This is a genomic window from Pontibacter liquoris, from assembly GCF_022758235.1.
In the GTDB taxonomy this organism is placed as follows: Bacteria; Bacteroidota; Bacteroidia; order Cytophagales; family Hymenobacteraceae; genus Pontibacter; species Pontibacter liquoris.
Genome location: NZ_JALEBG010000003.1, coordinates 61,014 through 85,902, shown reverse-complemented (window position 1 = coordinate 85,902; position 24,889 = coordinate 61,014). Strand labels below are relative to the sequence as shown.

The window sequence follows — 24,889 nt, the reverse complement described above, 5'->3', positions numbered from 1 at the left end:
AAAGTAAGAATTATTCAGGCAAAATAAGTAAATTTGCGGCTTGTTTTTTGTTTTTAATGCGGGCGGATTCCCCTCTATCCCGGGCGGCAATTTTAAGGGTTGCCAGGCCTGTATAAATGACTCTTTTGGCATTAAATACCGTAATATTTAATTTATGAAATTATCAGAATTTAAATTCGAGCTTCCCGAGAACCTTTTAGCCACGCATCCGTCCGAAACCCGCGATGAATCGCGGATGATGGTGCTGCACCGCGCCACCGGCAAGATCGAGCACCGCATTTTCAAGGACATCCTGGAGTATTTTGATGACGGCGATGTGATGGTGGTGAACGACACCAAGGTGTTTCCGGCCCGCCTGTATGGCAACAAGGAGAAAACCGGCGCCAAAATCGAAGTGTTCCTGCTCCGCGAGCTCAACAAAGACATCCACCTGTGGGATGTGTTGGTTGATCCGGCTCGTAAGATCCGGGTAGGCAACAAGCTATACTTTGGCGACAGCGATCTGGTGGCTGAAGTGATTGACAACACTACCTCACGGGGCCGCACGATCAAGTTTTTGTTTGACGGACCGGACGACGAATTCTATAAAACGATCAACGACCTGGGCGAAACGCCGCTACCCAAGTATATCAAACGCGAGGCCGAGCCTGCCGACCGCGAGCGCTACCAGACCGTGTATGCTAAAAACGTGGGTGCTGTGGCCGCCCCAACAGCGGGCCTGCACTTTACAAAAGAAGTGCTAAAGCGCCTCGAAATCAAAGGTGTGGATGTAACGCCGGTTACCCTGCACGTGGGCTTGGGCACCTTCCGACCGGTGGATGTGGAAGACCTGACCAAGCACAAGATGGACTCGGAGAACTTTATGGTGCCGGGTGCTACTGCCGATATTGTAAACAAAGCCCTAGACAACAAAAAGCGCGTGTGTGCCATCGGCACCACAACCATGCGCGCCCTGGAGTCGTCGGTATCGGCCAATGGTCGCCTGAAGCCAAACGAAGGCTGGACGGACCGGTTTATCTTCCCTCCGTATGATTTCAAAATATCGAATGCCCTGATCACGAACTTCCACATGCCCGAAAGCACCCTGCTGATGATGGCGGCTGCTTTTGGAGGCTATGACCTGGTGATGGAAGCCTACCAGCAGGCGGTAAAAGAAAAATACCGCTTCCTGAGCTACGGCGACGTGATGCTGATCCTTTAATAGTATAGCCTTAAAGGGGAATACCCCGGTATAAATAAAAAAGCGGCGCAGGGACTACCCGGCACCGCTTTTTGTTTTATACCTTTTCAGTTCTGTTTATACTTGTTCAGGGCTTATTTTAGGTGCTCTTTGATAAACGCTACTGCCAGCTTGTGTGCTTCCTGCGCATAGGCTGCTTTATACTTGGGGTTGCTGGGATTGGCAAAGGCATGATCGGCATTATAGCTTTTGATCGTGAATTGTTTGTGGGCTTTGGTCAGGTTCTGCTCAAATTCCGCTACTACTTTGGGCGTGATCCAGGCGTCCTGGCTGGCAAAGATGCCTAATACCGGGGCTTTCAGTTGTTTCAAACGCTCCAGGTTCTGCTCCGGCATGCCATAAAACATCACCGCCGCTTTGGCCTGGTCGCCGGCCATAATAGCTGTTTGCAACGACCAACCCCCACCAAAGCACCAGCCAATGGTAGCAATCTCCGCATCTTTTCCGGCATAGGCCAGTGCCCCGTTGATGATGGCCTTTGCCCGGTCCTCTGAAGTGGCCTGCATGTACTGGCCGGCCTGCTCCTGCGTGGTCGCTACTTTGCCATCGTACAGGTCCAGGGCCAGCACGTTCACGTTGCCTAGTTCGGTAGCCAGCTGCTCCGCTTCTTTTTTGATATAATTGTTTAGGCCCCACCACTCATGCACCACCAGCACATACCGGGTTGTTTGCTGCGGGGCTTTTATCAGGTAAGCATTGGCCTTTTTGCCATCAGCCGTGGGATAGGTGATCATGCTGCCTGTCGCCTGTAGCAACGTAAAAGGCAGCGGGTTTTCGTGCTTCTGAACAAAGGCCTTATCCTGGCTCAGCAGGGCAAAGCGGGCCGTGGCTTTGGTGATTTCCGTTGTTTTAGCAGCAGCGGGTTTGGCGCAGCAGGCCATTTTGCTCTGGGCAAAGGCCAGCGGCAGGGTTAGCAGGCAAAGTGCCAGCAGCAGGAACAGTTTTTTCATAAGGCGTAGGCTTGGTTTTAAAGTATAAAAGATGCAACCCCACGCATAAACAGCCCGTGCTATACTTTGTTGGCCTCTTTTTCAGGCTTGCCCTGTTTAGGGCGGGCGTTGCGGCGGTTGCTCTTGCGTTTTACATACACGGCCGAAGGACCTTTGTCGTCTTCCTGCCGGATGGTGAACAAATCCTTATGCGCTTTGATCAGCTGCGAAAGCTGGCCATAGCCAAAGGTGCGGGGGTCAAAGCTGGGGTCGAGCTGGCGCAGGTTCGTGCCCATTGTGCCCAAATGCGCCCAGCCATCTTCATCAGCCGACATGGTGAAGGCTTCTTTCAGCAACGGTACTGGGTTCGGGCGGCTCTGGCTGCCGGCATTGGGGCCGGTTGCGGGTTCTTTTCCGGCTTCCGAGATCTTGTTATCATCAATGTCATCGGTCAGGTTCTCAGTAAAAATAAAGACGTTACAGGCATTCACAAACGGCTTGGGCGTTTTGCGCTGCCCGATGCCCATTACAAAAATGCCTTCCTCGCGTATGCGGGTGGCCAAGCGGGTATAATCGCTGTCAGAAGATACAATGCAGAAGCCATCTACCAGTTCGGAGTGCAGCAAATCCATGGCATCGATGATCAGGGCACTGTCGGTGGCGTTTTTGCCCACCGTGTAGCGGAACTGCTGGATAGGCTGAATAGCATGGTTGTTCAGGCACTCTTTCCAGCCGTTCATCTGCGGAGTGGTCCAGTCGCCGTAAATGCGGCGGATGGTAGGGGAGCCATACTTGCCAGCCTCGGCCAGTAGTTTTACAATCAGGCTGGGCTGGGCATTATCGCCATCGATCAGCATGGCCATACGGCCTAATTTTTTATCACGCGAAGTGTTTTTCATGTATAAGGGGTGTTTCCGGGCAGGTGCTCATCCGGGTTGATTGGAGGTGTAAGGACTACTCTGTATACTTTGATTTTGAACAGAGGTTTAGCAGCCTTTGGTCCCTAACGGCTCAGTGGTATAATTGTTTAAGAAGAATGCAGTATACTTGTGTAACTGCAGTAGCGCTGGTATATACAAGTATAAGCAAGCATAAAGACAGGCCGGCGCGTTTTTTAAAGCTGGCAGCACCAGGCCGCTCAAGGTAAACATTATATCCGATAGTGGCTCATGATCGCTGCGTACGGCAGGTAACCGCTCATACATCATGCAGCGCCGGCCTGCTGTAGCAAAAGGAACCCGCCCATCGTAATAAAGCGGGGTGTCGTTGCAGCTGCCGTAAAGCATTAAGGCGGGGAACAGCGGGACACAGGTACCGGAATGCCAGCAAATCGGGTGGTTCTAAAAATCAATTTTATGAAAAAGTTTAAAACAATATTGGTAGCGATGGGAGTTTCTTGTTTGGCCTCGCTGGGTACGGCAAAGGCACAGGTATTTAAAGCCGAGGAACCATTGGCGCACACATTCTCGATCGTGGCCCGCGACCCGAAAACCGGCGAGATGGCCGTAGGGGTGCAGAGCCATTGGTTCTCGGTGGGCACGGCCGTGCCTTGGGCCGAGGCCGGCGTGGGTGCCGTAGCCACGCAGTCTTTCACCAACAAATCCTTCGGGCCCAGAGGCCTGGCGCTGCTCAAAGAAGGAAAGTCGCCGGAAGAAGCACTGGCCATACTGCTGGCCGACGATGCGGGGCGCGAGGTGCGGCAGGTAGCCATTATAGACGCGCAAGGGCGGGTGGCGGTGCATACCGGCAAGCAGTGCATCCGCTATGCCGGCGATATTACAGGCAAAAACTTCTCGGTGCAGGCCAACATGATGCTGACCGACAAAGTATGGCCGGCCATGGCCAAAGCCTTTGAAAAGAGTGAGGGCCAGCCGCTGGCCGAACGCGTGCTGCTAGCGCTGCAGGCGGGGCAGGAGGCTGGCGGCGACATCCGGGGCAAACAGTCGGCGGCACTGGTGGTGGTAAAAGGTAAAGCATCAGACCAACCTTGGAACGACCGCCTGATCGACCTGCGGGTAGATGACAACGAACAGCCTCTGCAGGAACTGGACCGGCTATTGAAAACCTACCGGGCCTACGAGCACATGAACAACGGCGACCTGGCCGTGGAGAAAGGGCAGATGCAGCAGGCCATGCAGGAGTATGGTGCGGCCGAGGCCATGTTCCCCAACAACCTGGAAATGAAATACTGGCACTCCATTACGCTGGCTAATAACGGCCAGATAGAAGAAGCCACCAAACTGCTACGCGAAGTCTACAAAAAAGACAGCAACTGGCGTGAACTGACCAGCCGCCTCCCCGAAGTAGGCCTGCTGACGGTGAGTAAGCAGAACATGGCGAAGCTGATGACGGTGAAGTAATGGCGCTGAGGCTTTTTGTTTAGCATAGTCCGGCAGTCTTCTAAGAACAGGGATTGAGTTTTGCTGTTAGTTCTTTTTGAAGTATAAGTATGGCTGTCCCTGGTCCAACCACCCCCTAACTCCTCCTTGTTTAAGGAGGGGAGTCTGTAATCGCTTTAGCTTAGGTATAAGCGTTGTTGGTTCTATGCAGTTGCGTAAAGAGTCCACCCTGTTGTCATCTCGACGCAAGGAGAGATCTGAATAAAATACTTTCAGGAGCCTGTAGCAGATTTCTCCTAGCGTCGAAATGACAAATTGCAGATAGATTTTACCTGTTACCGCACAAGTATACTTAAGCCAAAGTATAAGAAGTATAGTTTTAGAGAAAGAAGAACATCCCCCTACCCCCTTTAAAGGGGGACTTTTGGGCTGATGGAGGAGGAACAGTATCTCATTCATCAGGCTTCATCTCCCTTCCTCCAGGATCACCCGCAACAAGTGCGGGATCTGCGACTTTCAGGATGACAAAAAACAAGCAAAGAGAGAAGGCATATACTCAGGTTATACTTTCAAAGCGGCTGCCATCGCCCGGACAGGTCGCGACCTGTCCCTACAGGAGTTGCGAGTTGTAAAAGCCTAAGCTATAGAGAATGATCCCAGTCCTTGGGTTGAGCGCCTTGGTGTGTTGCGGTGCCGCGCATGCGGCAGCCCGTTAGGGCAGCTTCACGCCACAGCGCGAAACGCAAGGACGAGCCCCCGCGGGCTTGGAGCGCTCCAAAGTATAAGATGAAACAAGGCAAGTATAAGACTGAGCATCAAACTTAGGCTAGTATGTATAGCGGCGAATTATACTAGAAGAACAGTTACTACTTATTATAGCAGAAAGTAGAAATGAGCATCAGAAGAAGCAACCAAGTATAGCAGAAAACAGAACTCAGCATCACACCAACTAAGTTTAAACATTTACATGCTAACTGAAAAGTTATTACCTTATAGCCGCTAAACGAAACTCTTAAAACAAACACTTCACCCTGAAACGCATGCGATTCAATTCTCAAGTACGCACCCTGGCGGTGGCTGCGGCTGCAGCTGCAGCCCTGGCGCTGCCGGCTATGGCACAGCAAAAGCAACCCGCCGACTCTACCGTTATCCGCCAGTTTTACGACAATGCCCTGACCAGCTACGACAGCTATAACAACCTGCGCTATCTGACTAAAAATATCGGCGGGCGCCTGTCCGGTTCTCCGCAGGCAGCGGCAGCCGTAGAGTGGAGCCGCCAGGTGATGGATACCATGGGCCTGGACCGCGTGTATTTGCAGGAGGTAATGGTGCCCCACTGGGTGCGTGGCGACAAAGAAGTAGGCCAGATATTTGCCAAAGAACGCGGGGCGGTAGACGTGCCGGTTTGTGCGCTGGGAGGCTCGGTTGGGACTGGTAAGCAGGGTTTGAGCGCCGAAGTAGTGGAAGTGCACAGCTTTGAGGAACTCGAGAAACTGGGCAAAAAGCATGTGAAAGGCAAGATCGTTTTCTTTAACCGCCCCTTCGATAACAGGTTGGTTTATACCATGCAGGCTTATAGCGGCGCGGTAGACCAGCGCGGAGGGGGACCGGTGGCGGCTGCAAAACTGGGAGCCGTGGGCGTAATTGTACGCTCCATGGCCAACGAGCTGCAGGATGTGCCGCATACCGGCGGTACCCGCTACAAAGATGACGTGACAAAGATACCCGCTGCAGCCATCAGCACCAACGGGGCCGAGCTGCTGAGCAGCATGCTCAAGAACGATCCGAAGCTCAAATTCCACCTGCGCATGACCTGCGAAACTTTGCCGGATGTGAAATCATACAACGTGATCGGCGAGATAAAAGGCTCCGAAAAACCCGAGGAGATCATCGTGGTGGGCGGCCACCTCGACTCCTGGGACTTGGCCGAAGGCGCCCACGACGATGGTACCGGCATCGTGCAGTCGATGGAGGTGCTGCGCCTGATCAAGAAACTGGGCATCAAACCAAAACGCACTATTCGTGCCGTGATGTTTATGAACGAGGAGAACGGCCTGCGCGGCGGCACCAAGTATGCCGAGTTCGCCAAGCAGAACAAGGAGAAGCACGTGGCTGCGATCGAGTCGGATGCGGGTGGCTTTACGCCGCGCGGCTTTGGGGTGGAAGGTACCCCGGCGCAGTTAGCCAAAGTGGCCGTATGGAAGCCCCTGCTGGCCCCTTATGGCCTAAACGATTTTGAGGAGGGCCATGGCGGTTCCGACATTGGCCCGCTGAAAGGCCAGGGCGATATTACCCTCATTGGTTACCTGCCCGATTCGCAGCGCTACTTCGATTATCACCACACGCCCATCGATACGTTCGAGAATGTGAACCGCCGCGAAATGCAACTGGGCGCTGCCGCTATGGCCTCACTGGTATACCTGATCTTAGAGCACGGCTTGTAAGGGATAAATTTGAAGATTTGAAGATAATCTTCAGAAGCATAAAGTAAGAACGCCTGCTGTGGTAAATCTATAGCAGGCGTTCTTACTTTAAAGGAAAGACAACGCTCCTGGGCGTGTCTGTTTTATACTTAGGGCAGCAGCAGCGAGCTGTCGCCGTAGCTTAAAAACCGGTAATCGTGGTCCAGGGCATGCTGGTATACGGTGCGCCAATCCTCCCCGATCAGGGCCGAAACCAGCAGCAGCAGCGTGCTCTCCGGCTGATGAAAATTTGTGACCAGCCCGTTGCAGAGCCTAAACGTATAGCCCGGCGCAATAATGATCTGGGTGCTGGCATGCAGGAACCCGGTGCCCTGTCGGTCCATATACTTCACCAGCGCATCCAGCGCCTCGGCAGGAGCGGGTGGGTTTTCTGTTTCGTAGGCCTGCCACTGCGAAACGTGCAGATCTTGCGAGGGGAGCTCGGGGTGCTGCAACAGCATGGCGCCCAGCCAATATAAGCTTTCCAGGGAGCGCATGCTGGTGGTGCCCACCGGTATAATGGGGTTCCCCAGCTGCTGGCGTAATTGCAGTACTAACTCCTTGCTGATATAGAGCTGCTCGGCGTGCATTTCGTGCGCTTCCATTACCTCGGCCTTCACTGGTTTAAAAGTGCCGGCGCCCACATGCAGTGTTAAATAAGCTGTGCTTATACCTTGCGCCTGCAGCATATGCAGCACCCGATCGGTAAAATGCAGGCCCGCGGTCGGGGCGGCCACGGCACCCTGCTGGTTGGCGTAAATGGTTTGGTACCGGGTATGGTCGTCGGGGGTGAGCTCGCGGTTGAGGTAGGGAGGCAGGGGCAGGCGGCCGCAGCGCTCCAGTACCTCGGCAAAGGTTAATTCAGCCGGCTCCCAGTTAAAGCGGATTAGGAAATGCCCTTCCTGCTGTGCCTCCCGTGTGGCCTGCAGCGTGCCGCCTTCAAAGTATAAACTAACGGGGCCGCTCTTCCAGCGCTTGTTGTTCCCCACCAGGCACTTCCACACGGCGTTGCCGGTTTGCTGCATGGCCAGCTGCACCTCGCGGTGCGGCGCTACCGGCTCCAGGCAGAATATCTCCACACTGCCGCCGGTCTCTTTCTGGAGCAGCAAGCGGGCCTGCACCACTTTGGTATCGTTAAATACCAGCAAAGTATGGGGCGGGAGCAAAGCAGGTAGATCTGTAAAGGTATGATCCGAAACCTGGCCACTGCGGTAGCACAGCAGCTTCGACTGGTCGCGTTCCGGCAACGGAAATTTAGCAATGCGCTCGTCGGGCAAGGCGTAAACAAAATCCTTTATCGCAAGTTTTCTGGGGTCAATCATCTTTAAAAGTTCTGAGTTCCGAGTTCCGAGTTACGAGTTTACAAATTCGTAACTCGGAATTCGGAACTCTCTAAAGGTTCTTGAGGAAATCTTCGTCCAGTGGGGGCAGGGGCTCATCATCTTCATCGTTCTGGGCGGCTGCTTCCCAGTCAATGTCTTCCAGCAGTTCCAGCCCTTCCATGGTTAGCTCGTCCAGCTCCTCTTTGGTGCCCGCATCCAGCGTACGTTCAAACAAACCCAGGAGCAGCTCGCGGTGTTCGTTCACAAAGATCTCGTGGTAGAGGTGGTCAAAGCTGCCGATCTTTTTCTGGATGATCTTGTCGATATCTTTCGTGCTGTTTGCTTTGAGGGCTTCCTGCAGCGTTTCCAGGGCTTCAATGCTTTTTTCGTTGTCCGAAAGGCGCGTGAAGGCTTTTACGAAGGCTAGGGCAACTCCCAGGCGCACCATTTCAAAATAAAAGCTGAGCTCTTCTGATGGCTGGCCACCTTTTAAACGGGAGGCCTTGAGCGCCCGCTCCAGGTGCTCGTAGGCTGCGGCAGTGCCGCCTTCCAATGCCTGCGGCGCTTCGGGGGCGTAGGCGAATTCAATCAGTAGTTCAAAGCTTCGGGCACTCATACGCTTGTGGGTTAAATTCTTAAAGGCTGCAAAGGTACGTGATTATACTTTCTTACACCATGGCTGCCCAAAGAGTTGTAGGCGCCCGGACCAACTGAGCGGAGCAGGTATAAAAAAACCGGCCCTGCGTAAGCAGGGCCGGTTTAGAGAGGATTTACTGAACTAGTTACTTCATCAGGGTAATGCTACCCGATATAGGCGGTTCCGTGGCGTTCAGGCGGATGACGTAGTAGTAGGCCCCTGCCGGAAGCGGACGGCCGTTTTTAGTGCCATCCCATGGCGTGGTATAACCCCGCGTCTCAAACACCATCTCGCCCCAGCGGCTGAAGATCTGCACTGTGCAGTTCTCGTATCCTTCCAGGTGCCTGATCTGGAACACATCATTGTACCCGTCGCCATTCGGCGTGATCACGTTGGCCGGCTCTACCTTCGGCGATACGGTAACGGTTACCTGGTTGGTAGCGATACAGCCGCCAGCAGTGGTTACGGTCACCGTATAGGTGGTGGTCACTTTCGGGCTGGCCATCGGGCTGGCGATGGTCGGGTCCGACAATCCGATTTCCGGCGACCACTTGTAAGAAACGCCGCCTTCGGCCGAGATCTTCACAGCTTTGCCATAGAAGATGGAAACATCCCCGCTTACAATAGCTTCCGGTGCTACCACGATCGCTTTCACTTCGCGGCGCTCCGGGCTCACGCATCCGGTGCTGTTAACCGCCTGCACAAAGTAGGAGGTCGTGGTCACCAGCTGCGGCGTGGCATACGAGGTGCCAACCTGCAGCAGGTTGCCGCCAACCGGCGCATCGTACCACTCCAGGGTTTCGCTGCCATTGGCAGCGGCCGTTAAGGTCACCGAGTTGCCCGGGCAGATCTCCTGGGAGGCAGCTACCGGGGCAGCCGGTAACGGCACTACCACTACTTTTACCAGGTTGCTGTAGCTTTCCGGGCAAGGACCTGTGGCCGTTACTTTGCGGCGGAACCAGGTGGTGCGGGTATAAGCGCCCGTTGGCGAGTAGCTCTGGGCCGTGGCGCCTGCCACATCCGTAAACCGCACCCCATTGTCACTTTGCTGCCACTGGTAAGTATAGGCCCCGTTCGTTCCGCCCGGCACTGTGCCTGTGATGCGGGCCGGCGTTTCGCCGTAGCAGATCGCCGGTACAGCGCTGATCGTGTTGTTGCTGATCGCTGACACAACCGACACAACGACGGCCTTCCGCGTGCTGCTCACGCAACCCGAGCCATTGGCCGCCTCCACATAGAAGGTGGTATTAGCTGTAAGCGCATCTGAAGTAAAGGTAATGCCCGAACCTAAGAAGGTGCCGCCAACACTGGCCGTGTACCAGTTATACGTCATACCCGACTGGGCATTCTTCACGGAGAGAGAGGCGTTGCTGCCGGCGCAGGTGGTTACATTGTCGGCAAGCGGCGCGGCTGGCAGTGGCACCACAGTCACTTTTACGGCGTTGCTGATGCTTTCCGGGCAAGGACCTGCGGTTTTCACTTTTCTTCGGAACCAGGTAGTAGCCGTTAGGGCGCCGGGCGTATAATCCTGGGCGTTGCCGCCGGCTATACTTGTAAAGCTCACGCCATCGGCGCTGCGCTCCCACTGGTACAGCATGTTGGTGCCGCCCCCCGCCGGCAAGGTGCCGGTTAGTTTAGTTGGTGCGCTGCCGTAGCAGATCGTTTGCTCCTCGTTCACCTCATTATCGGTAATAGCCGCTACAACAGTAACAGTTACCGTCTGGCTGGCACTGGCGCAAGCCTGCCGCGAAGCAGCATAGGCTGTTACAGCGTAGGTAGTATTGGCCGTCAGTGATTCGGTGGTATAGCTGGTGCCGGTGTACAGCAGTGCGCCGTTTACATCAAACCACTTGTATACTACGGTCGGATCCGGGGCGGTAATGGCTAGCGTGGCAGAGCTGCCGGTACACACGGTGGCGGCATTTACCAGCGGTACGCCCGGTTTAGCGACCACGGTCACATCAACCTGCTTTAGCGTAGCGCTTGCGCAGTTGCCGCTATTTACGGCCGCCACAAAGTAGCTTCTGTTGGCAGGTATAGCGCCGGAAGTATAGGAAAGGCCGGTGCCGATCTGGTCGGTAGCCGTTGCATCACTGTACCACCTGTACTCCAGGGCTGGATCGGGGTTCTTCACCCACAGCGTTACCGCCTCACCGGCACAAATAGTGGCATTTTCTACCGCCGGTGCTGCCGGCAGCGGCAATACAGTTACTACTGCCGGCTTGCGCGACATACTCACACAACCATTTGCCGTAACAGCCTCTACATAATAAGTGCTGCTGCTGGTCAGGTTGCGGGTAGTGTAGGTGCTTCCGGTGGTGAGCAGGTTGCCACCAACCGGCGCATCAAACCAGCGGTAACTCAGGTTTGCCTGCTCGTCTGCTACCGTCAGCGTAGCCGTCTGGCCGGCGCAGATCGTTTGGTTGGTTACTACCGGCAGGGCTGGCAGCGGCGTTACTTCCACCAGAACGGCCTTTCGCTCGCTGATGCATCCGCTTGCCGTGCTGGCTTCTACATAGTATGTTCTGCTCGAGGACAGGGGAGAGGTATTGAACGTCGGGCCGGTGGCCAGGGCTGTTCCTCCTGCGGCTGCCGTGTACCATTTATACGTCAGCGCCGCATTGAAATCCTTCACCGTTATACTTGCCGAGCTGCCGGAGCAAACCGTTACGTTGTCTGCCAGCGGCCTGGCCGGCTGCTGGGTAACGCTCACGGTAACGGCGCGGCGGCTGCTGGTGCAGGCCTGCGCCGAGGCTGTGGTGGCCTCCACATAGTATACGGTGGTTCTGCTCAGCGCCGGCGTGGTGAACGAGGTGCCGCTCTGCTGCAGAATGCCGTTGCCATCATACCAGTTGTAAAGCAGTTTGGAATCCGGCGATGTAACAGAAAGCGTGGTTTGCTCTCCTGCGCAGATCGCTTTATCTGCTGCTTCGGGTGCCTCGGGCAGTGGGGTCACAAAGACCGTTACGGCACGGCGGGCACTGTAACAACCACTTGCATTCACCGCCTCCACAAAATAGGTTGTGGTGGCAGCCATTGAGGTTGCTGTGAACGAGGCGCCGGTTGCGATGCTGCTGCCGCCGGTGGCTACGGTATACCAGCGGTAAGTCTGCTCGCCGCTAGGTGCCGAGGTGCCGGTGCTGATGCGTAAGGTGGCGTTGCTTCCGGCACAAACCGTTACATTCTCGGCCCTCGGCATGGCTGGCAATGGTACTACCGTAATCTCTACTGCCGCGCTGGTATGCGCCGGGCAGGTGATGCCGGCCATCGCTTTTCTTCTGAACCAGGTGGTAGCGGTAAGAGCTTCGGGTGTGTACTCTCTGCCGGCGGCATTGGCTATACTTGTAAAGTTGATGCCGTCTTCGGAGCGCTCCCACTGGAAGGTGATGCCTCCCGTGCCGCCAACCGGCTGCGAGCCGGTGAGCGTAGCCGGTGTGCTGTTGTAACAGATGGTCTGGGCCGCCTGGATGACGTTGTTGGCAATGGCCTGGGCCACGGTTACGGTAACGGTTTTGCGGGTAGCGCTGGCACAGCCATTCGTCGTTTCGGCCGTGACATAGTAGGTAGCGCTTGCCTGTAACACCGGGGTAGTATAACCCGGCCCCGTAGCCAGCAGCTCATCCTGTTCATTGTACCATTTATAAGTGACAGACGGAACTGTGTTGCTGATCCAGAGCACGGCGGTAGAACCGGCACAGATCGTCGCATCTTCCACAACAGGCGTTGCAGGCAGGGGCGTGATGGTGACGTTCACTGTTTCGCGCGGGCTGCTGCAACTTGGCGAGGTTTGGGTGGCTGCTTCTACAAAATATGTGGTGCCAGTTGAAAGCGCAGGAGTCGTATAGGTGTTGCCGGTGGCCAGCTGCGTGCCGTTCTGGTCATACCAGCGGTACAACAGCGTCGCATCCGGGTTGGCTACCGCCAGGGTTACCGGTTGGCCGGCGCAGATGGTTTTGTCCGGGGCAACCGGGGTAGCCGGTGCCGGAATCACGCCCACGGCCACGGCACGGCGGGTGCTGCTGGTGCAGCCCGATGCCGTTGCCGCTTCCACATAGTAGGTTCTGCCGGTAGTCAGAGCCGGAGTAGTATACCTGGAGCCCGTATGGATCGGGGTACCGCCGGTAGCTACCGTGTACCAGCTATAGGTAATGCCCGGTAAGATACCGGATACCACCAACTCGGCGGCACTGCCGGTGCAGACATTCACGTTGCTTACAACCGGAGTGGCCGGCCGCGTCGCCACGTTTACTGCCACTGCCGTGCGTGGGCTCAGGCAGCTTGGCGTTGCGGCCGTAGCTGCCTCTACATAAAACACAGTATTGCTGTTCAGCACACCGGTCGTATAGGTGGTGCCGGTAGCCAGCAGCGTGTTGTTACCATCATACCAGCTGTAGGTCAGGCCGGCTTCCTGGTTGGTTACGGCCAGGGTGGCCTGCTCGCCGGCGCAAATGTTCTGGGCTTCTGCCAGTGGCGCTGCCGGCAAGGGCAGCACCGATACGGTTACCGTGCGGCGCGGGCTAATACAACCGCTATTATTTACTGCCTCCACATAAAACGTTGTGGTGCTCTCCAACGGATTCGTGGTGAACGAAGTGCCGGCAAGTATGGCACTGCCTCCTACCGGGCTGGTATACCAGCGGTACGTGTAAGCGGTGTTGGCATCCTGTATACTTAGCGTGGTTGCAGCGCCCTGGCAGATGGTGGCGTTTGCTGCCATCGGCGTAGCAGGAATCGGGGTAATAGTGATCTGCACCGCACTGCTTATACTTTCAGCACATGGGCCAACCGCTCTTACCTTCCTGCGGAACCAGGTGGTAATGTTCAGGGCTGTGGGCGTGTAGTGCTGGTTGGTGGCATTGGCAATGCTGGTAAAGTTGATGCCGTCCTCGGAGCGCTCCCACTGGTAGCTGTAGTTGCCGCCCCCGCCGTTAGGCAGGGAGCCCGTGAGCGTGGCCGGCGTGCTGCCGCTGCAGATGCTCTGGCTGGCATTGATGAAGTTGTTGGCCACAGCCGGCGTTACAGTTACCACTACGCTGCTGCGCACCGGGCTGCTGCAGGCAGTGCCGGTGTTTGTTACGGCTTCGAGGTAATACGTCGTGCTATTGTTCAGGGTACCGGTGGTGAACGATACGCCGGTTCCAGCCAGGGCGCCGCCGCTGTACCAGTTGTAAATTACGTTCGGCTCCTGGTTGCGAACCCACAAAGTGGTGGTGCTTCCGGCGCAGATAGTTACGTTGTCCGCCTCCGGTGTAGCAGGCAGCGGGGTTACATCTACCGTTACCGCTCTGCGGCTGGTGCTGACACAACCGGTTGCCGTTACGGCAGCTACATAATACGTGGCGCCGGAAGTTAAAACGGCTGTTGTGTAGGTATCGCCGGTTGCCAGCGGGCTGCCTTCTGTGGCGGCATCATACCATACATACGAGAGGGCATTATCCGGATCAGTTACCTGCAGCGTCGCTTTCTGGCCTGCGCAGATGCTCATGTTGGCTGCCAACGGAACCGCTGGCAAAGGCACCACTTCTACCACCACGGCCGTTCTGCCACTGGCGCAACCTGCTGCCGATACCGCCTCTACGTAATACGTTCTGCCGGAGGTAAGCACCGGCGTCGTGAAGCCTGGCGTGCTGGCGACGGCTGTTCCGCCCGTTGGGGCTGTATACCACTTATAAGTCACATTCGGATCAACCACGCTTACGGCTAAAGTAGCGGTGCTGCCTGAGCAGGTAGAAACACCTGCTGCCTGCGGCAACTGAGGCTGTGGCGCCACTTCTACTGTCACCGTCGTGCGGGTGCTTGCGGCACATTGCGGCGGCGTGATGTAAGAAGCTTCTACCTGGTAAATGGTGGTCTGGTCCAGTGCCGGTGTGGCGAATGAGGTGCCGGTAGCTACCTGCGTGCCATCCAGGGTATACCACTTGTAGTTTACACCCGAAACCGGGCTTGTTACAGCAAGAGTGGTCGTCTGGCCGGTGCAGATCGCTTTGTTCTCCACCACGGGTGCCTCCGGCAGCGGCCGTACGGTAACCGTTACCGCACGGCGGGCACTAATGCAGCCGGTGGCGTTCATGGCTTCAACATAGAAGGTTGTCGTGGTGCTCAGTTCACCGGTCTCAAAAGCAGGCAGCGAACGAAGCGGGTTTCCGCCGGTGGCCGTGGCGTACCAGTGGTAGGTGAAGGCATTATCCGGGTTGCTCACCTGCAACGTAACCGAAGAGCCGGCGCAGCTGGTGGCGCCGTTGGCTACCGGTGTGGCTGGGAGTGGGGTTACGGTAACATGGATCGTGTTGCTGGTCTGCTCGGCACAAGGGCTGCCAATGGCCGTTACTTTCCTGCGGTACCAGACATCTGCTGTAAAGGTGGACGTTGGTGTAAAGTGCTGGCTAGTGGCCCCGCTGATGGCGCTGAAGTTCATGCCATCGGTGCTGCGCTCCCACTGGTACGTATAGGTGCCATTACCGCCCGCAGGCGTGGAGCCGGTCAGCGGAGCTGGAACAGCACCTGTGCAGATCGTCTGGTCGGTGCCGATGAAATTGTTGGTGATCGGAGGAACAACCGTTACCTGCACCATTCTGCGTACGGCACTGGCACAGGCAGTTGCTGTAGTAGTTACTGCTTCCACATAATACGTGGCACTAACATCTAAATTGCCTGTCGTGTAGGAGTTGCCTGCGGAGAGGAAACCACCGGCATTGTCGTACCATTTATAGGCCAGTCCTGCTACCGGGTTTGTAACCCAGAGGGTTATACTTGCTCCTGCGCAAATGGTCTGGTTGTTCACTTCCGGAGTGGCCGGCAGCGGCGTCACGGTAACAGTTACCGCGCTGCGGGAAGTGCTCGCGCAGCCATTTCGGGTAGCAGCTTCCAGGTAATAGGTGGTGCTGCTTTGCAGGGCAGCTGTCGTGTAAGTATCGCCGGAGGCCAGCAGGTTGCCATCTACAGCAGCATCATACCAGTTGTAGACCAAGTTGGCATCAGCGCCGGTAACAGCAAGTACAGCTGTGGATCCGGAGCAGATGGTTTGACTGGCGGCAACAGGCGTGGCCGGTAGCGGGGTGATAGTGACGCTTACGGCAGTGCGGCCGCTAGTGCAACCGGCGCCATTTACAGCCTCTACATAGTAAGTGCGGTTAGAGGTGAGGGCTGCGGTGGTAAAGGCCGGGCTCTCAGCGATGGAAGTGCCGCCGGTAGCCACCGTGTACCATTTGTAAGTGATGGCCGGATCGATAATACGTACGGAAAGCCGCGCCGTGCTGCCCGCGCAGATGGTGGCATCTGCTGCTTCAGGCATGGCAGGTATGGCTGTTACGGAAACAGCTACAGCCCTACGGTCGCTTATACAAGCCGGCGAAGAGATCGTGGCCGCCTCTACATAAAACGTCGTGCTGGCAGGCAGCGGATCCTGCGTCGTGTAGGAAGTACCGGTTCCAACAAGGGTACCCGTCTGATCATACCACGAGTATACCAGGTTCTGAGAGGAGGAAGAAACCGCCAAGGTGGCTTTCTGTCCTGCACAGATAAACGCATCTGCCACAGCAGGAACAGCCGGTTTGTCGGTAACAACCACTGTAACGGCTCTGCGGGGGCTCACACAGCCTGTGCCGTTCACGGCCTCTACGTAGTAGGTGGTGGTGGCGCTAAGTTCAGGTGTATTAAACGAGTCATCGATCTTAAGTGCGTTTCCGCCCGTGGCAGTGGCATACCAGCGATAAGTATAGCCGGGGGTAACATCCCTTATACTTAGCGTAGCGGTTGTGCCGGCGCAAATTGTTTGGTTATTGGCAAGCGGCGTGGCCGGTGCCGCAACGATCGTTATCCGGACTGGTGCGCTGTAAGCGGGTGTGCAAGGACCGGTCGCACTCACTCTTCGTCGGAACCAGGTAGTGGCCGTGAGCGCTCCAGGTGTATAATGCTGGGTAGTAGCTCCGGTTATACCTGTAAAGTTGGTGCCGTCGGCGCTTTGCTCCCACTGGTAGGCATAGCTTGTGCCGCCGCCAACCGGTATTGAACCGGATAGCTCAGCTGGCGTGGCGCCATGGCAGATCGTCTGGTCCGATGCAATCGTGTTGTTGGTGATGCCCGGGGTAACGGTTACCGTAACTGTTCTGCGCGAAGCGCTGGCACACTCGGTGCTGTTGTTGGTTACGGCTTCCAGGTAATAGGTGGTATTGTTGTTTAACGTGCCAGTGTTGTAGTACTGGCCGGTGGCTACGTGCGTGCCGTCACTCTTATACCATTTATAAAGAAGCGTAGAGGCAGGGTTCTGAACAGAAAGCACCGCAAACCCGCCCGCGCAGATCGTGGCATCCTCTGCTACCGGCGTAGCGGGCAACGGCGTTACAGTTACTGTTACGGCGCTGCGTGTGGGGCTTACGCAACCATTGCCTGAAAGGGCTTCGACATAATACGTGGTGCTGGTCTGTAGTATTCCGGTATTATAGGTGTTGCCGGTGGCCAGCGGATCAGGAGCGGTGCTGCTGGCATACCAGCGATAAGTTAACGTTTCATCCGCATCCGAAACAGCCAGGAGTGCCGGCCTTCCTGCACAGAGCTCCATGTTAGGGGCAAAAGGAGCTTCGGGTAGTGGGGCAACATGCACGGTAACCGGCACTCTGCCACTTGCGCAACCCGAGGCGGTTACCGCCTCTGCATAATAGGTTCTGTCGGATGTCAGGGTAGGTGTTTCAAAAGCTTCTCCGGTAAAGAGAGCACTTCCGCCTGTTGCCTGCGAATACCAGTTATACGTTACCTGCGTGGACGGATTCTGCACCTGCAACAGGCCTTTGGCGCCGGCGCAAACGGTAATATCAGCTAAGACCGGCTGTCCGGGAAGCGGGGTTACCGTTACCGTTACTTCTCTTCTGGGGCTGGCGCAGGTCGGGTTATTGCTGTAAGCAGCTTCCAGGTAATAGGTAGTGGTGGCCTGCAGATTCGTTACATTCAGCGAGGATACGCTCGAAAGCACCTGCCCGGCGGCATTATACCAGGTATAGCTAAACGAAGGATCCGGCGTGCTAACTGAGAGGGTGGTGTTCTGGCCGGCGCAGATCGTTTTGTTTTCGGCTAGCGGCATTTCAGGCAATTCCCGCACCGTAACAGTTACAGGTCGGCGGGCGCTCACGCAGCCGGAGGCATTGGTCGCGTCCACATAATACGTGGTAGTCGTTCTGAGGATATCTGTCTCGAAAGCCGTTCCGGTGCCTAGCACGTTTCCACCGCTTGCCTCACCATACCATTTGTAGGTAATGCCGGTAACTGGGGCATTTACCTGCAGGGTAGTGCCTGTGCCGGTGCATATCGTACTGGCATCGGCTACCGGGGTAATGGGTAATGGATTTACGCGTATCTGAACGGCCACGCTGCTATTTTCGGGGCAGGAGTTGGACCCTTGTACGCGCCTCCTGAACCAGGTAGTGGTTGAAATGGCGCCAGGCGCATAGTCTTTGCTGACGGCCCCGCTGATGCTGCCATAATTCACGCCGTCGGTGCTACGCTCCCACTGGTACGTATAGGTGCCGTTTCCGCCGGCAGGCGTGGAGCCGGTCAGCGGAAACGGAACAGCACCCATGCAGATCATCTGGTCGGTGCCGATGGTGTTGTTGGTAATGGGCGCTACAACAGTAACAAATACTGCTTTGCGTTGTGCGCTGGCGCAGGCAGCTGGGGTATTGGTTACGGCTTCTACGGCAAAGGTGGTACTGGCGTCCAGAACAGGGGTCGTATAGGAAGTGCCGGTTGCCAGGTAGGCTCCTGCATTATTATACCACTTGTAAACGATGCCGTTGGTCTGATTTGTAACCCAGAGGGTTATACTTGCTCCTGCGCAAATAGTCTGGTTGTTCACTTCCGGAGTGGCCGGCAGCGGCGTCACGGTGACGGTTACCGCGCTGCGTGAGGTGCTCGTGCAACCGTTCCGGGTAGCAGCTTCCAGGTAATAGGTAGTACTATTCTGAAGGGCAGCTGTCGTGTAAATATCGCCCGAGGCCAGCAGGTTGCCATCTACAGCAGCATCATACCAGTTGTAGACCAGGTTGGCATCAGCGCCGGTAACAGCAAGTATAGCTGTGGATCCGGAGCAGATGGTCTGACTGGCGGCAACAGGCGTGGCCGGTAGCGGCGTAACGGTGACGCTTACGGCAGTGCGGCCGCTGGTGCAGCCGGCGCCATTCACAGCCTCCACATAGTAGGTGCGGTTAGAGGTAAGGGCAGCCGTGGTGAAGGCCGGGCTCTCAGCGATGGAAGTGCCGCCGGTAGCTACCGTGTACCATTTGTAAGTGATGGCCGGATCGATAATACGTACGGAAAGACGCGCCGTGCTGCCCGCGCAGATCGTCAGGTCTTCTGCTACCGGCAGGTTAGGCGTTGTGGTGACGGTTACGGCTACGGCCTTACGGGCACTCACGCACGAAGGCGTCGTGGTAGTGGCTGCCTCCACATAAAAGGTCGTGCTGGCGCTCAGGGGCTGCGGTGTTGTAAACGAGGTGCCGGAGCCTACCTGGGTGCCGGCGTTATCATACCAGGTATATACCAGGTTTTGCGCGGCCGCTGAAACAGTGAGTGTGGCGGTTTGGCCCTGGCAAATAAATTTGTCCGGCACCTGTGGCAGTTCCGGTACAGGGGTAACGGTTACGGTCACAGCTCTGCGCGGGCTCACACAACCTGTGCCGTTCACGGCCTCCACATAGTAAGTAGTGGTGGCGCTTATTTCAGGCGTTACAAAGGTTGAATTGATATCGAGTATGTTACCGCCTGTTCCCGCTGCATACCAGCGGTAAGTATAGCCTTGGGTGACATTCTGTATTTGTAGTGTGGCCGTTGTTCCTGCGCAGATAGTGGTATTGGCAGCAAGGGGTGTAGCCGGCGGCGCAATGGTCGTGATCTGCACTGCCGGGCTGTAGCTGGGACCACAGGGGCCTGTTGCCGTCACTTTTCTGCGGAACCAGGTAGTGGTGTTGAGCGCACCCGGAGAGTAGTGTTGGCCGGTTTCGCCGGTTATACTTGTAAAGTTGCTGCCGTCGGCGCTTTGTTCCCATTGGTACAAATACCCCGTGCCGCCACCAGCCGGAACAGAGCCATCCAGGCGGGCCGGCGTGCTGCCGCTGCAGATGCTCTGGCTGGCCGTAATGGTGTTGTTGGTGATAAGGGGAGTTACGGTTACGGCTACGGCTTTGCGGGTGGCGCTGGTACAGGCCGTCGTATTTACGGTGATAGCTTCCAGGTAATAGGTGGTGCTTTCGCTGAGCGAACCGGTGTTGTAGAAGATGCCGGTGCCTACCTGCCTGTCATCGGCATTATACCATACATACCGGAGCGAGGCATCCGGGTTCTGTACTGATAGGATGACATACCCGCCGGCGCAGGTTATTTTGTCTTCTGCCATCGGCTCAGCCGGGAGCGGGGTTACGGTTACCTGCACGGCCTGCCGTGAGGCGCTTGCGCAGCCAGAGGCTGTCATCGCTTCCAGGTAATACGTGGTGGTAGCCTGCAAGGCTCCTGTCGGATACGTCTGGCCGGTAGCTACGGGGTTAAGGGCGGTGGCGGAAGTATACCAGTTATAGGTAAGCGCATCATCCGGGCTGGTGACGATTAGAGTGGCCGTTTCGCCGGCGCAGATGGCGACATCTGCCGCAAGCGGTGTTTCCGGGAGTGCTGTTACCCGTACGTTCACGGCTTTACGGCCACTGGCGCAACCACCGGCAGTTGTCGCTTCCACATAATAGGTGCGATCCGATGTCAGGGCAGGTGTATCAAAGACAGGCTCGTTTTTAACAGAAGTACCGCCTGTTGCAACCGTGTACCATTTGTAGGTGAGGGCTGGATCAGCATTCTGTACCTGCAGTCGGCCGGTGGCGCCAGCGCAGATGGTGATATCATTTACGACAGGCAGGGCTGGTAGTGGCGTTACGATTACAGTTACTTCGCGGCGCGGACTTGCACAGGTAGGGTTCGAAGTATAGGTGGCCTCCAGGTAATATGTGGTGGTGGCCTGCACATTGGTCAGGGGCAAGGTCGTCTGGCTGGAGAGCAACTGCCCGGCAGTGTTGTACCATTTATACGAGAGCCCGGCAGCCGGAGAGGTCACTGCCAACGTGGTGTTCTGGCCATAGCAGATGGTAGTGCCGGCAGCCATCGGCATTTCCGGAAGGGCTCTGACTGATACGGTTACTGCCTGGCGCGGGCTTATGCAGCCATTGCCATTGGTTGCCTCCACGTAAAAGGTCGTGTTGGTTTCCAGGATGCCGGTCGGGTAAGTGATGCCGGTGCCGAGTACGTTTCCGCCCGTGGCGGCATTGTACCATTTGTATGTAATGCCGGTTACCGGGGCGTTTATACTTAGGGTAGCCGCTGTTCCGGTACAAACTGTTTGTGCGTCTGCTACCGGGGTGGCTGGAAGGGCATTTACCGTTACCTGCACAGTGTTGCTATAGCTTTCAGAGCAGGAGTCAGCCCCTTTCACGCGTCTTCGGAACCAGGTAGTAGTGGTAAGGGCGCCCGGGCTATAGTTCTCGGCAGTAGCACTGCTGATGTTGGTAAAAGTGGTGCCATTTTCGCTTTTCTCCCACTGGTAAGTCAGGATGCCGCTGCCACCGGTCGCTGCGCTGCCGTTAAGTAAGGCTGGCGTGTCGCCGTTGCAGATGGTCTGGCTGGCGGTTATGGTGTTGTTGGCGATAGGTGGAATAACGGTTACAACCACCGTTCTGCGGCCGGGGCTTGCGCAGCCGCTTGCGTTGTTTGTTACGGCATCTACATAATAGGTGGCGCTGGTTGCCAGGTTCCCTGTTGGCAGCGAGGTGCCTGTCTGGAGCAGCGTGCCGCTGCTGTTGTACCAGCGGTATACAAGGGCAGAAGTAGGGTTGCTGATGTATAAGGTGGTGCTGCCGCCGCTGCAGATGGTGGCGCCTGTTACTTCCGGAATAACAGGCAGGTCAATGACAGAAACGACTACTGCCTTGCGGCTGGCGCTGGCGCAACCAGCGCTGTTTACAGCCTGCACATAATAAGTGGTGGTGCTGGCCAGGGCATTGGCAGTGGTGAAGGTGGTGCCGGAGGCAAGCAGGCTGCCGCCTTGTGCCGCATCATACCATTGGTATTCCAGTCCTGCCGTTGGGGCCATCACCGTCAGGGTGGCTTTGTTGCCGGCGCAAATGGTCACATCATCGGCAACGGGCACAGCAGGTAGCGGCGATACCGTTACAGTTACAGCCCTGCGGGTGGCACTAATACAACCGAAGCCGCTTACGGCCTCCACATAGTATGTTTTGTCAGATGTTAATGCTTCGGTAGTAAGCGTAGGGGCATTCAGGGCGATGGCCATGCCGCCGGTAGCTGCTGTATACCAGTTGTAGCGGAGACTGCCATCCGGGAAAGGGATCTGCAGGGTAGCGGAAGTGCCGGTGCAGATGGTTTTGCCGGGGATAACGGCCACGACAGGCAACTGGTTGATCTCAACTTTCACCACATTGCTGGCTACGGCAGGGCAGGTAGCAGTGCTTGTACCGGCCATGCGCCGGAACCAGGTGGTGGTGCTAAGTACCTGCGGGGCATAGTCGATGCCTGTTGCGCCGTTTATATTCGTAAAATATGTGCCATCCTCGCTGTACTGCCACTGGTAAGTATACCCTCCGCCGCCGCCATCCGGTATGTTGCCCTGCAGCTGCGCCGGCGTTTCACCCCGGCAGAGCATTTGGTTAGCGGTAATCGTGTTGTTGCTGACAGGCTGCAGTACCGTAACCAGTACGGCACGTTTGGGGCTGGTACAACCTGGCGAAGCATTGGTAACGGCCTCTACATAAAACGTGGTGTTCTCGGAAAGAGGCCCGGTGGGGTAGGTGACACCCGTGGAAAGGATCGTTCCTTCGCTGTTATACCACCTGTAAAAGAGGGTGGCATCGGTGGGGTTTACGGCCAGTGTGGCGCTGTTGCCGGCGCAAACAGTTACACCGTTTGCAACAGGCTGTGCAGGTGGGGTGGTAACTGTAACCGTTACAGCGCGCCGGTTGGAAATACAGCCTGCCGAAGTAGTAGCTTCTACATAATACGTTTTGTTGGAAGTAAGCGGCCCTGTGGGAAAGGAGCTGCCTGTGCCTAAAACGCTGCCGCCGGTGGCTACATCATACCAGCGGTAAGTATAAGTGGCCGGGTCGGCATTGTTGATCACGATCGTAGTGCCGGAACCGGCGCAAGCCATCGGGTCGGTAATGTTGATGGAAACCGGCAGTGGGGCCACGCCAATGCGAACCGTATTACTGATCGTGGGTGGACAAGAACTGGTAGAGGTTACTTTGCGGCGGTACCAGGTGGTGGTGGAGAGGCTGCCGGGAGCAAAATCCTGGGCATTCGCACCAGGTATATCGAAAAAGTCCGCCCCGTTCTCGCTACGTTGCCATTGGTAAGTATAAGTGCCGCCGCCGCCCTGCGGAACAACTCCTGTTAAAGCAGCAGGCGTGCCCCCACTGCACAACGACTGATCGGCCGAAATGGTGTTGTTGGTGATCGGCGGGGTAACCACTGCTTTTGCTTCCACCCGGGCTGTCGTGCTGCTACACGAACTGTTAGCGGGCGTGGAGGCCTCTACATAAAAGCTGGTGTTTGCTGAAAGTGTCTGCGGGGAGGTAAAAGTAGGGCCGGTACCGATGGAGGTAGTGGTGGTTGTGTTGGCATACCACTTGTAAACCGTGTTCAGATCTGCGTTGGCTACTGTGAAACTGGCCTGCGTTCCGGAACAAACAATCACGTCGTTCACCACCGGGGTAGCTGGCCGTGGGACTACTGTTATTTTAAGAACATTCGATTCCTCCCCACAATAGTTGTTGTAGGCAACTCTTTTAAACCACGTGGTCTGTGACAAAGGAGACGGGGTATAATCGCGGTTACGGGCAGAAGCAATAGGGAAGAAATCCGCATCCACTCCGGTAGTGCTCTGGAACCATTGGTAGGTCATAAAGCTCGAGTTCGGAGCATTGCCCGATATCAAGCCGGGTGTTTCGCCGCTGCATACCTGTTGGGTGCTTGTGCTAATGCCGCCGCCACTGCCCGTTGGAGAGGTGGCGGTGAGCGATGCAGCGGTGCGCGTGGAACTGGTACAGCCTGCCTGTGTGGTTGCTTCAATGTAATACGTGCCGGGGGTAGCGGTAGTATAGGTGGTGCCCCATACCAGGGGCGAGCCTCCTGTGGCGACGTTATACCACTTGTAGATATAATTTGGGTTCGGGCTTGTTACCCACAAAGTTCCCTGCGTTCCGGTACACATACCGCCATTTTCGACAATGGGCGGGTTAGGGCGTGCCTCTACTGTAATGGCTTGGCTGGCAGTAGCAGAACCGCAAGTATTTGAGACGGTAACGCTTACCCGGTACGTACGGCCTTCCTGAAAACTGAAGCTGGGGTAAGCAGTGTTTGTAGCGGATACAACGCCATCAATCGACCAGGAATATGTAAGGTTTGTGCCTGTATAGGAGACCTGATGGTTACCGTTTGCGTTGGTAAACGTGATGGTTTGCGGTCCGCAGTAACCCTTGTCCGGGGACATGGTTACTGTAGGCGTGGGGCAATTCTGGGCAAAGGCTTTCTCGGTCTGGGTGATAAAGAGAAAGAAGGAAAGGAGCAGGGGTAAAAATATCTTCATATAAGATTTGTTTTCTACTTTGAATCAGTACAATTAAAAGCTAGTGAAAGCTTCCGGATGATGTAAGTAATAAATTGCACTATAATGTTTTTGGTTGTTGTATTTTGCTCATTCAGACCTGAAAAAACAGGCTAAATAAAATTTGATTTATTTTTTGATAGATCTTGTGCTATATAATGCAATTTTATGCAAAAAGCACGATTATTCAAATGGATAGATATAGAAATTTGATGCTTTGCTTGATGCTTTGGAAAAGTAGCCGGGAGAGAAAAATAGTATCGAAAAGCTTGTGATGGTAACCAGTTGTTGAAGTATAATTATAACGTTTTGTCAAG

Annotated in this window: 8 protein-coding genes; 3 read left to right on the top strand and 5 right to left on the bottom strand. The window is 55.8% G+C overall.

The window, feature by feature from the left end; translation table 11 throughout:
* The first annotated feature begins 154 nt into the window (after positions 1-154).
* Positions 155-1,201, top strand: coding sequence for a tRNA preQ1(34) S-adenosylmethionine ribosyltransferase-isomerase QueA (gene queA, locus LWL52_RS17360; protein ID WP_242922409.1), 1,047 nt, complete (start codon positions 155-157; stop codon positions 1,199-1,201).
* A gap of 113 nt (positions 1,202-1,314) precedes the next feature.
* Here queA and LWL52_RS17355 read toward each other — a convergent pair whose 3' ends face one another.
* Both LWL52_RS17355 and LWL52_RS17350 read right to left on the bottom strand, forming a co-directional pair.
* Positions 1,315-2,190 carry a dienelactone hydrolase family protein gene (locus LWL52_RS17355; RefSeq protein WP_242922401.1) on the bottom strand — a complete coding sequence of 292 codons (876 nt, stop codon included), beginning with the start codon at positions 2,188-2,190 and terminating at the stop codon, positions 1,315-1,317.
* Between the two features lie 59 nt (positions 2,191-2,249).
* Positions 2,250-3,068, bottom strand: coding sequence for an NYN domain-containing protein (locus LWL52_RS17350; RefSeq protein ID WP_242922399.1), 819 nt, complete (start codon positions 3,066-3,068; stop codon positions 2,250-2,252).
* Positions 3,069-3,524: 456 nt separating this feature from the next.
* On the opposite strand from LWL52_RS17350, the gene LWL52_RS17345 reads away from it, so the two are divergent.
* Both LWL52_RS17345 and LWL52_RS17340 read left to right on the top strand, forming a co-directional pair.
* Entirely contained in the window at positions 3,525-4,529 is a 1,005-nt protein-coding gene (locus LWL52_RS17345; protein WP_242922397.1) for a DUF1028 domain-containing protein, read from the top strand.
* A 1,019-nt stretch (positions 4,530-5,548) separates the two neighbouring features.
* Positions 5,549-6,952, top strand: a complete 1,404-nt coding sequence (locus tag LWL52_RS17340; protein WP_437179366.1) for a M20/M25/M40 family metallo-hydrolase — start codon at positions 5,549-5,551, stop codon at positions 6,950-6,952.
* A 128-nt stretch (positions 6,953-7,080) separates the two neighbouring features.
* Here the strand turns inward: LWL52_RS17340 and LWL52_RS17335 are convergent, their stop codons facing one another.
* From LWL52_RS17335 to LWL52_RS17325, 3 genes are all read right to left on the bottom strand, one after another.
* Positions 7,081-8,292: an S-adenosylmethionine:tRNA ribosyltransferase-isomerase gene (locus LWL52_RS17335; protein ID WP_242922395.1), complete on the bottom strand. Its 1,212-nt coding sequence runs from the start codon at positions 8,290-8,292 to the stop codon at positions 7,081-7,083.
* A 70-nt stretch (positions 8,293-8,362) separates the two neighbouring features.
* Positions 8,363-8,908 carry a hypothetical protein gene (locus tag LWL52_RS17330; RefSeq protein ID WP_242922386.1) on the bottom strand — a complete coding sequence of 182 codons (546 nt, stop codon included), beginning with the start codon at positions 8,906-8,908 and terminating at the stop codon, positions 8,363-8,365.
* 166 nt (positions 8,909-9,074) lie between these two features.
* Entirely contained in the window at positions 9,075-24,554 is a 15,480-nt protein-coding gene (locus tag LWL52_RS17325; protein ID WP_242922384.1) for an Ig-like domain-containing protein, read from the bottom strand.
* Between the last annotated feature and the right edge of the window lie 335 nt (positions 24,555-24,889).

What these genes read in the sequence shown, in the direction of transcription:
- queA (WP_242922409.1), top strand. Translation starts at nt 155, where the DNA reads ATGAAATTATCAGAATTTAAATTCGAGCTTCCCGAGAACCTTTTAGCC.
- LWL52_RS17355 (WP_242922401.1), bottom strand. Translation starts at nt 2,190, where the DNA reads ATGAAAAAACTGTTCCTGCTGCTGGCACTTTGCCTGCTAACCCTGCCG.
- LWL52_RS17350 (WP_242922399.1), bottom strand. Translation starts at nt 3,068, where the DNA reads ATGAAAAACACTTCGCGTGATAAAAAATTAGGCCGTATGGCCATGCTG.
- LWL52_RS17345 (WP_242922397.1), top strand. Translation starts at nt 3,525, where the DNA reads ATGAAAAAGTTTAAAACAATATTGGTAGCGATGGGAGTTTCTTGTTTG.
- LWL52_RS17340 (WP_437179366.1), top strand. Translation starts at nt 5,549, where the DNA reads ATGCGATTCAATTCTCAAGTACGCACCCTGGCGGTGGCTGCGGCTGCA.
- LWL52_RS17335 (WP_242922395.1), bottom strand. Translation starts at nt 8,292, where the DNA reads ATGATTGACCCCAGAAAACTTGCGATAAAGGATTTTGTTTACGCCTTG.
- LWL52_RS17330 (WP_242922386.1), bottom strand. Translation starts at nt 8,908, where the DNA reads ATGAGTGCCCGAAGCTTTGAACTACTGATTGAATTCGCCTACGCCCCC.
- LWL52_RS17325 (WP_242922384.1), bottom strand. Translation starts at nt 24,554, where the DNA reads ATGAAGATATTTTTACCCCTGCTCCTTTCCTTCTTTCTCTTTATCACC.